The sequence below is a fragment of the Candidatus Aminicenantes bacterium genome (genome assembly GCA_011049425.1).
Classification (GTDB): Bacteria; Acidobacteriota; Aminicenantia; order UBA2199; family UBA2199; genus UBA876.
The window spans coordinates 1-7865 of record DSBM01000022.1 but is presented as its reverse complement, the minus strand read 5'-3'; the positions used below and the strand labels follow the sequence as shown (position 1 = coordinate 7865).

At 60.3% G+C, this 7865-nt stretch carries 6 protein-coding genes; 3 read left to right on the top strand and 3 right to left on the bottom strand.

Annotation, left to right across the window (positions count from 1 at the left end; translation table 11 throughout):
* Positions 1–15: 15 nt before the first annotated feature.
* Positions 16–444, top strand: a complete 429-nt coding sequence (locus ENN40_01625) for a hypothetical protein (GenBank protein ID HDP94040.1) — start codon at positions 16–18, stop codon at positions 442–444.
* Here the strand turns inward: ENN40_01625 and ENN40_01620 are convergent.
* Positions 438–2972, bottom strand: coding sequence for a pyruvate ferredoxin oxidoreductase (locus tag ENN40_01620; GenBank protein ID HDP94039.1), 2535 nt, complete (start codon positions 2970–2972; stop codon positions 438–440). The two genes, ENN40_01625 and ENN40_01620, sit on opposite strands and share 7 nt — an antisense overlap.
* Before the next feature lie 105 nt (positions 2973–3077).
* On the opposite strand from ENN40_01620, the gene ENN40_01615 reads away from it, so the two are divergent.
* A complete protein-coding gene (locus ENN40_01615) occupies positions 3078–4397 on the top strand; it encodes an SAM-dependent methyltransferase (protein HDP94038.1) in 1320 nt (439 codons plus the stop codon).
* 66 nt (positions 4398–4463) lie between these two features.
* Complete coding sequence (locus ENN40_01610; GenBank protein HDP94037.1) at positions 4464–5132, top strand: DUF434 domain-containing protein; 669 nt, start codon at positions 4464–4466, stop codon at positions 5130–5132.
* 45 nt (positions 5133–5177) lie between these two features.
* On the opposite strand, the gene ENN40_01605 is transcribed toward ENN40_01610, so the two are convergent.
* Complete coding sequence (locus ENN40_01605; protein HDP94036.1) at positions 5178–5762, bottom strand: indolepyruvate oxidoreductase subunit beta; 585 nt, start codon at positions 5760–5762, stop codon at positions 5178–5180.
* Positions 5759–7384, bottom strand: coding sequence for an indolepyruvate ferredoxin oxidoreductase (locus ENN40_01600; protein HDP94035.1), 1626 nt, complete (start codon positions 7382–7384; stop codon positions 5759–5761). The genes ENN40_01605 and ENN40_01600 overlap by 4 nt, the downstream gene beginning before the upstream one ends.
* Positions 7385–7865: the final 481 nt, after the last annotated feature.

Here is a 7865-nt window from a genome sequence, read left to right as displayed (position 1 = left end):
CCCTACGGCGAAGACATGCTCTTTGCCAAGCGTCTGGTCCTGGGAGGCCATCGCGTGGCCCTGGCCGCAAACGCGCGCTTCGTCCACTGGCACAAGGTGAGTTTCACCTACATGATGAAGCGCATGTGCATTGACCAGTACCTGAGCATTCCCGAGTTCGGCATTTACTACGTACGTCGCAAGCTGGGCGTGATCAAGGCCGTCAGCGTGCGCGCATTGCACCGCACCTGGATCGCTTTTTTCAAGGTGAAAATGCCCTTTTGGCGCAAGTTCTACTGGAGCGCCTACAATTTCAAGATCCTGTGCGCGGATTTTAGCGGCAAGTACATCGGGGTATTGAACGAGGATTCAGCGCGGGGATTTTCACCCATCAACCGCCGCCTGCTGCGCCTGCAGAAAAAGATCGTGCGGGGAATTGAATCCCGCAGCATTCTGCGCTACTGACCGTCCGCCTGCAAACCGATGCGCCTGCCGGCGTCGAAAGCGACATCGTTGATCCGGCGCGCGGCATCCGAGGCGGTAACCTTTGACAAGGCAAGGCGCCAGGCGGCTTCGGGAATGTGGTTCAAGGGCGCCAGGGTGGACAGCAGTCCCAGTACCACCACGTTGGCGCTGCGTCCCGTCTCATCCCCCGATTGCCGGGCTGCCTCATGCGCGTCCAGTTCTACCACACGATATTGGTTTAGCGCGGCGCGGATGGCATCGAAGCCGGGATAATCTTGCGGCTTCATTCCCGGGGGCACCACGCGGAAATGATTCAGCACCACGGTTCCGCCCGGTTTCAACAAGCCCAGGAAACCGGGGCGCAATACCTCGCCGGTTTCCATTGCCGCCAGCACATCCACGGTGCCGGGCGCGGGGACGGGAGAGTGCACGTCACCGCAGGCAAAAGTCGAGATCACCGCTCCGCCCAACTGCGCCATGCCGTGGGTATCACCCTTGACCACGCGGGTATGCGCGTAGGGCGTTTCCATGGCCAGTTGCGACAGGACACGCCCGAAAAAGAGATTGCCCTGGCCGCCCACGCCGCGCACGGCCACACGCATGGAACGAGGCAGGTCGGCGGGGTCGATCTTTGGTTTCGCCGGCGGTTGGGATTCCCGCTTTTGCGCTGTGGAAACCGGTTGCGATTCTTCTTCGCGGATCATCTCGATGGCACCGAAGGGGCAGCGCTGCATGCATACCGGGTTTGAGCCTCCGCAATTGGTGCACAAGGCGGTAAAATGCGGAACCTTGTTTGCCGCCAGCTCAATGCCGGGGCAGATATCGCATTGTCCGCAACGGCGGCACTTGTCTGCATTGATGCGCACGCGACGGCGGCGGGAATCCCGGGACACCTGTTGCACACAGGCCCCTTCCAGGATCAGGCAGGAAAAGTCCCCCTTCCCGGCACGCGCCAAGGCCCGCTTCAGGGCATCCGCCACACCGTTGAGGTCGTAAGCGTCAACGGCTTCGGTGTTGGGGGTTTCCACAGACACCGCCGCGCGCAAAGAGAAAGGGACCCTGCTGCCGGCCAGGTTCACGCCGCTGCTGGGCGCGGGCTGTCCGCCGGTCATGGCGGTGATGCGGTTGTCCAGGATCACCTTGACGCCCGGGGTGTTGCGAAAGACGGCGTTGCGGGTGGAGTCCAGCCCCGAGTGGCATTCGCAGGAATCTCCCAACACGCTGATGAATCGCGCGGCCTGTTCCGGCCGCGACAACGCCATGCCCTGGCGCATGGAATCCGACGCGCCCATGCACATGCAGGTGTCAATTGCATTCATGAAATAGAGCAGGGTCGAACACCCGATATCCCCGAAAACCGCGGTCAAACGACCCTTTTTGCGCGCTTCCGCCACGGCCAGGCCGAAAGCTCGATATGGGCATCCGGGACAGATGCCGGGCGGACGGGGAAGCGGGCGTACAGCCACGTCCGGTTGCGCGGGCCTCGACTCGACATGGCCCCGTTCGGCCAGGAAAGACAGGATGTCACCCGGAGTCCATTGGGTTCGCGCGGAATGGGCCGGCTTGCCCGACACATCGATTCCCGCCAGGCGGCAGCGCTCTTCCACCCAGCGGTCCCCGTCTTCGAACACGTAGAGGGGGCCCTTGATATCCGCAACAAAGCGGGTTACTGCCTGCCGCGGAAACGGAACGGTTCCCGCCAGGAACAATCGCGCGGGTGCCAGGCCGCTGACGGCCAGCGCCTCCCGCACCTGCAGGCTGCTTTCACCCGAAGCCAGGATGCCCCAGGATGGATCCCCGGATTCAAATTGCACCAGGGGTTCGCGGTTAAACAACGCCTCGACCGCCGGCATGCGTTCGCTTGTGGCATGGTCGTAGTTTTTTCGTGCCAGGTTGGGCAGGCCCATCCAGCCGTGGAAATTTTGCGGTAACTCGCGTTTCGGCACCACGCGGGGTTCCGCGGTACACACCACACCTTCGGAATGGCAGAGGATGCCGTTGGCCAGGATCACCACCGGCGAATTCATGCCGCGGCTGAGGTCGGCCGCCATGCGGGGAAAATCGTAAAAGTCCTGGTGATTTCGGGGTTCCATTACGGGCAGGCGGGAAGAATAAAAAAAGTAGCGCAAGTCAATCACGTGCTGTGTGCTGGACGGCACGTAATCCGTGGCCACGTAGTAGACCAGCGCGCCCGCGGGGGCATGGTAAAACGCGGCCGTGGTGATGGCGTCTCCGGCCTGGAAAGCCCCGGGGGTTTTCATGGTGACCACGGTATCCGATCCGGCCGCGGAGTGACCCACGCCCACGGCAACCGCAACCGCCTCGTTGACGTCCCAGCCCACGACCATGCGATCCTGCACCCGCGACAGGCAATCATGGATCACTTCCGTGCTGGGGGTACCGGGATAGCCGTCCGCGGCGTGAAACCCGGCGTGTACCACGCCCAGGGCGAAAGCCTCGTTGCCCTGCAATACCAGTGATGTCCCCGCCGGTGCATCTACCCGTTCAACAAATCGACTCATCGGCATTCTCCATTCAGACCCGCCGCAAACAGCGGAAATCAATCTTACCCCAAGGCTTGAAACCTGGCAACCACTGTTGACAGGTCCGCCGGCTTCTGGTAACTATCCTGGATGCTGCGGGACCGTCTTAATCACCTGTTATTCTCCAACCTCTTCTACAAAGCCTTTATCCGCCCTTTCGACCGCATCCTCTATGCGATCGTGACGATGGAATCACTCCGCAAAGAGCGTCGACACAATCCGGTTCCCCTCAACAAAATCCCCCAGGTTTCCGACCTGGAGAACAGTGAATGGCGTGCCGTATTGGACGAGATGGCGCCCCTCTTCACCATGGATAGTGAAAGCTTTCACCGCAAACACTGGGAGTTCGTCCAACTCGTCTACATGCTGGCCCGGGACCGCCGCCTGCATCCGCAAGCCGCCTGCCTTGCCGTTGGTGCGGGGCGCGAACCCGTGGTCTACTACCTGACCCACAAGGTCCGCCGGGTCACGGGCATCGACCTTTATGCCGGCACCTACCTGGGCGGCGAAGACGAACCCGATATTCCCGACCACCCCGCCAAGTACGCCCCCTTTGTCTGTCCCCAAAAAAGCCTCGACCTGCAGCGCATGGACGCACGCAACCTGAATTTCAAAGACCACAGCTTTGATTTCGTTTTTTCCGCCTCATCCATTGAACACTTCGGCAACATCAATGAAATCCGCCGTTCCCTGAGGGAAATGTACCGGGTTCTCAAACCCGGCGGCGCCGCAGCCATCACCACCGAAGTGCGCCTGAACCGCCTGGGACGTTCCATTCCCAATACCCGGATTTTCTCTCTGGACGACCTGCTCCGCCTTTGTCGCGGCGTGGGTTTCACGCTGGACAGTGATTCCATGGACATGCGGCTGGAAGCGCCTTTCCACCAGGATCCCATCAAGCTTCCCGAGCAGGTGTTGCGGCGTCCCCACGTCATTCTGCGCTATTTTTCTACCTGGTTTACCTCCGTGTCGCTGCTGCTCTGCAAGCCCGGAAGCGGCGCCTTGCGCGGTGAATGGCGCACCGGCATTGACATCACCCCGCTGGAATACAACGCCCGGATTCAGGTTGGGACGCAGGCGTCCATCCTGCCCAGGGGCGGAAAGCTGCGTCTCCACATGGAGCTGGAAAACACGGGCAATTTCGACTGGTACAGCGGCGGCGGCAGTCACCGCATCGCCGTGGGCGTGCAGTTGCGCGACCGCAACGACGGGCTGATCGAGCGCGACTTTCACCAGTTCACCATTCCCCGCAACCTGCCCCGGGGTGACTCTCTTGCTTTTGAGGGGAGCGTTCCCCTGGCCCTGGCCCCGGGAAATTACCGCCTTTGGGTGACCTTGAAGCGGGAATTCATCACCTGGTTTCCCGAATCCGCCTGCCCGCCCGCCCGGGTGGATTTCACGGTGGAATAGGACCGTCCCCCCCGTTTTAACTCCCGCATTTCATCCGGGATATGCTATATTCATGGGTGAAACCTGATGCACGACGGCAAACTGTTTTCTTCCATGCTTGACGCGGCCGCCCATGACTACGTTTTTTTCCTGGAACGGGGGTACTCGGGCAAGCCCCTGCTGCAACTGGTGGGGGACCGCTATAACCTAAACCGCCGCCAGCGGCATATCCTGTTTCGCGCCTACGCGACGCGCCATGATTCACGGCGTCGCCGCGCCCGCCTGGTTGAAAAGATCAGCGGAAAAAAGGTTTGCCTGGATGCCTATAATGTTTTTTTCACGGTCATGAACCACCTGCTGGGCAATCCCCTCTTTCTGTCCACCGACGGCATCCTGCGCGACGTGGGTGAAAACCGCGGCCGCATCCGCGATAATGAGCGTTTCCAACGTGCCATGGATCTGGTTTGCGACTGGCTGACCGCCCAGCATCCGCAGGCGGTTTTGGTGGTTTTCGACTCGCCGGTCTCTCACAGCGCCGATCACGCGGTGGCAATGGATACGCACATGCGGGAACGGGGGCTGACGGGTGTAACCGAATTGGCGCGGTCGGCGGACCATGTCATCAAGCAGTGCGAAGGAGACGTAATCGCCACCTCTGATTCGGTAATCATCGACGTCACCAACCTGCCGGTGATAGACATTCCCCGCCTGGTTTTGGAATCCGCCTTTCATGTCGAATTTCCCGACTTGTCCTGACACGGGGGGGATGGGTTTTAAACCATTAACGGGTTTCGCTCCTAATCAGCCGCGTGCGGCTTCCGCCTGCCGGCGTCCTTCGCGCAGAACGGCCAGGTTTTTTTCCACCACTTCCTCGCCTTTGCGGGAGAAAATGGCTTTCACACCCGCTTCCATGTTGATAAACGGGATATCAATGAACAGCGAAGCGGCCCCGGCCACCGCCATGTTCATGCCGCGGGGATTGCCCGCATCCCGGGCGATGCCGTCGGCGTCAATGGCCACTTTGCGGGGGAGCGCTTCCAGTGACGCCGCCAATTCCGCTTCGCGCGGATAGTCGGGAATATTGACAAAAGGGGTGGTATTGGTTACCACCCAGCCTTCCGGACCCAGCCAGGGCAGGTAGCGCAACGCCTCCATGGGTTCCACCGACACCACCAGGTCCGCTCCCCCGAGCGCCACCAGGTCGGAATGGATAAAGCCTTGGGCAATGCGCAGATGAGACTGTACGGCGCCACCGCGCTGGGACATGCCGTGGACTTCCGCCTGCTTCAGACTGAGACCCGACTCGATGGCCGCATACCCCAGTACCGTGGCGATGGAGAGGATCCCTTGTCCGCCGACACCCGCCAGGATGATATCGCACTTCATTGTCTGCCTCCTTGTTTGCCGGCTGGTGAACCAGCGGGTTTGCCCTTGGAACGCTTTTTCAGGGTTTGAATGCACTCCCGGGTGGGAATGATCACGGAAACGCCGTCATAATCGAGTTCACGACGGATTAACGCCACGAAGTCACCGTGATTTTTCGGCACCGGGTTGATCAGGTGGAGGTGCTCCCTTTCCACTCCCAGGCCCAGGCAGATATTTTCCAAACGCCCGTAGGCGTGGGAATCCTGGCCGCCGGTCATGGCGGTTGCCGAGTTGTCCAGAATCATCACCAGGATGGGCGTGTTTTCGATCACCGCGTCCAGCAGTCCCGTCATGCCGCTGTGGCAAAAAGTAGAGTCGCCGATTACGGCGACCGCGGGTCGCATGCCGGCATCCGCCGCCCCCTTGGCCATGGTGATGGAGGCTCCCATATCCACGCAGGAATTGACGGATTCAAAGGGCGGCAGCGCACCCAGGGTATAGCAGCCGATGTCGGAAAAAACATGGCCGTCACCATATTCACTTTTAACGGCCTGGTTGAGCGCTTTATAGGTATCCGCGTGGGAGCAGCCGCGACACAGCGCCGGAGGGCGCATGCGCACGATTTCCGGAACGGGTTCACCGCTGCGATCATCCATGCCCAGGGCCACCCGCACGCGGTTGGGTGTCAGTTCGCCGTCCGGCGGCAAAGTGCCGTCCATGCGTCCCCGCACGTCCATGCCCCGATTCAGGGCTCCGCGCAACGACTCTTCCACAAATGGCTGGCCCTCTTCCACCACCAGGATGCGGCCGCATTCATCGGCCATGCGTTCCAGCCGGTTCACGGGAACGGGGTATTGGCCGATCTGTAACAGAGGGTACGGCGAGACTCCATCGGGGAAGCTCTCGCGTACATAGTTTATAGCCAAGCCGCAAGCCACGATGCCCATCGAGCGGTCCGGGCCGTCCTGGTAACTATTGAAAGGAGATTCCTGTGCCGCTTTCACGAGTTCGGGCTGCAATTCAATCAATCGCCGATAGCGTTTGCGGGCAATGGCGGGCAGCAAAACAAACTGGCGCATATCCTGCGGCAATTGCAGCGGCCGCTCGGGAATCGCGGGCCGGGGTTTTACTCCGGATCGGCTGTGGGCCAGGCGCGTGGTGATGCGCAAAAGCACCGGCAACTGGACGGCTTCCGAGAGTTCGAAACCATGTCGGCACATGTCGTAGGCTTCCTGCTGGCTGGATGGTTCCAGCATGGGTAACAAGGCGAATTTGCCGTAAAAGCGCGAGTCCTGTTCATTCTGAGAAGAGTGCATGGAGGGATCGTCCGCCACGGTGATGATGAGCCCTCCGTTGACGCCGGTGATGGCGGAGTTGATAAAGGGGTCGGCGGCCACGTTCAGGCCCACGTGCTTCATGCAGGCCATGGCGCGTTTGCCCGCGTAAGACATTCCCAGGGCGCTTTCAACCGCCGTCTTTTCATTGGCCGACCATGCCCGGTGCACATTGCGCTCCGCCGCGTCCCTGGAACGCTGAACGTACTCCATGATCTCGGTGGAAGGTGTTCCGGGATACGCGTAAAAGCCCGACACCCCGGCATCCAGGGCACCCTGGGCAATGGCCTCATCCCCTAGCAACAACATCGCTTCGTTTTTCAATACCGCCTCCTTGGCGGCCGTCCGGAAAACGGTTACCGGTTGGGACGGCCCCTGTGTGGAAAGTTCATTGTAGTCCAAAGTTCCCGGGGGATGCAAATGGGGAGAGTTGGAAAGTTGGGTTCTCTTCCATTTTGTGTGGGTTTGGGGGTTATACATATTTGAAAAAATGATAAGGCTGCATGAGAGTACCCTTTCGGGCACAAGTCACCGCTCACCACTTCGGTTCGGACCCATGCGGTCTTCGGCGGACTAAAATGACCCCGGTGGTTATTTGGGATGTAATCCTGGGCATCATTTTACCTTCGGTCGTCCTGCCTCAGCCCATGGGGCCCCGGAACCTGCCGTTTGCGTTCGCTTATGCCTTATGCCCTGCGGGTATGTATGCCCTCTGGGTACTCATCACAACAATTTCTCGCTCATCATCTATGCGGATTTACCCACACGAAACGTAATAGAACCCAACTTT

Bases quoted from the DNA above. Each gene is read 5' to 3' on its own strand.
- ENN40_01625 (HDP94040.1), top strand. From the start codon at position 16: ATGCTCTTTGCCAAGCGTCTGGTCCTGGGAGGCCATCGCGTGGCCCTG.
- ENN40_01620 (HDP94039.1), bottom strand. From the start codon at position 2,972: ATGCCGATGAGTCGATTTGTTGAACGGGTAGATGCACCGGCGGGGACA.
- ENN40_01615 (HDP94038.1), top strand. From the start codon at position 3,078: ATGCTGCGGGACCGTCTTAATCACCTGTTATTCTCCAACCTCTTCTAC.
- ENN40_01610 (HDP94037.1), top strand. From the start codon at position 4,464: ATGCACGACGGCAAACTGTTTTCTTCCATGCTTGACGCGGCCGCCCAT.
- ENN40_01605 (HDP94036.1), bottom strand. From the start codon at position 5,762: ATGAAGTGCGATATCATCCTGGCGGGTGTCGGCGGACAAGGGATCCTC.
- ENN40_01600 (HDP94035.1), bottom strand. From the start codon at position 7,384: ATGTTGTTGCTAGGGGATGAGGCCATTGCCCAGGGTGCCCTGGATGCC.